The organism is Belliella filtrata, assembly GCF_022549775.1.
GTDB classification, from domain to species: domain Bacteria; phylum Bacteroidota; class Bacteroidia; order Cytophagales; family Cyclobacteriaceae; genus Belliella; species Belliella filtrata.
The window spans coordinates 1-880 of record NZ_JAKZGP010000145.1; the positions used below are offsets into that span (position 1 = coordinate 1).

Annotated in this window: 2 tRNA genes and 2 rRNA genes; all 4 read right to left on the reverse strand. The window is 45.1% G+C overall.

Annotation, left to right across the window (positions count from 1 at the left end):
• Positions 1-269: ribosomal RNA gene (locus MM239_RS20795) — 23S ribosomal RNA — on the reverse strand; the annotation flags it as partial.
• Between the two features lie 126 nt (positions 270-395).
• A tRNA-Ala gene (locus MM239_RS20800) sits at positions 396-469 on the reverse strand.
• Positions 470-623: 154 nt separating this feature from the next.
• Positions 624-700 (reverse strand) — tRNA-Ile (locus MM239_RS20805).
• A gap of 59 nt (positions 701-759) precedes the next feature.
• Positions 760-880, reverse strand: a 16S ribosomal RNA gene (locus tag MM239_RS20810); the annotation flags it as partial.

Consider the following 880-nt stretch of genomic DNA (forward strand, 5'->3'; position numbering starts at 1 on the left):
CGTAACAGCATCGGTTTGGGCTGTTCCAATTTCGCTCGCCACTACTCTCGGAATCACTGTTGTTTTCTCTTCCTCCGGGTACTTAGATGTTTCAGTTCCCCGGGTTTGCCTTCCTTGCGGAATATCCCACTTATGCAGGATGGGTTGCCCCATTCGGATATCTACGGATCATGTCCTCTTGCGGATCCCCGTAGCTTTTCGCAGCTTGTCACGTCCTTCTTCGCCTCTGAGAGCCTAGGCATCCCCCGTGCGCCCTTATTTACTTACATTAATCGTATACCGCCTCTTGCTTCGGTATACAACCTATCTTCGCTTCAGGATATAATCCTTCCGCTCAATTCTCTGCTCAACATGTCAATGAACTCTTGTACTAACCACTATTTGGTTAATTTATGTGGAGGATAACGGATTCGAACCGTTGACCCCCTGCGTGCAAGGCAGGTGCTCTAGCCAGCTGAGCTAATCCCCCATTTTATTGTCACTAAAGAAACTAGATAACTTATACTCTAGTCATCCCGATATTCCTTCAAAATATCTAATTAGTCTGTATTTGATATTACTGAAATCAAGTTTTATTTAACTTCAGTAAATTTAAAGCTTCTATCTTTATAGAAGAATATATTTGGTGGGCCTGCGTGGACTCGAACCACGGACCTCTACATTATCAGTGTAGCGCTCTAACCACCTGAGCTACAGGCCCTAGAAATAAAGAAGAAAGTAAGACGATCGTTTCAGATTTTAAAATCCAAAGCATTCCAGAAAGGAGGTGTTCCAGCCGCACCTTCCGGTACGGCTACCTTGTTACGACTTAGCCCCAGTTACCGGTTCTACCCTAAACAGCTCCTTGCGGTTACTGTCTTCAGGTCTACCCGACTTCCAT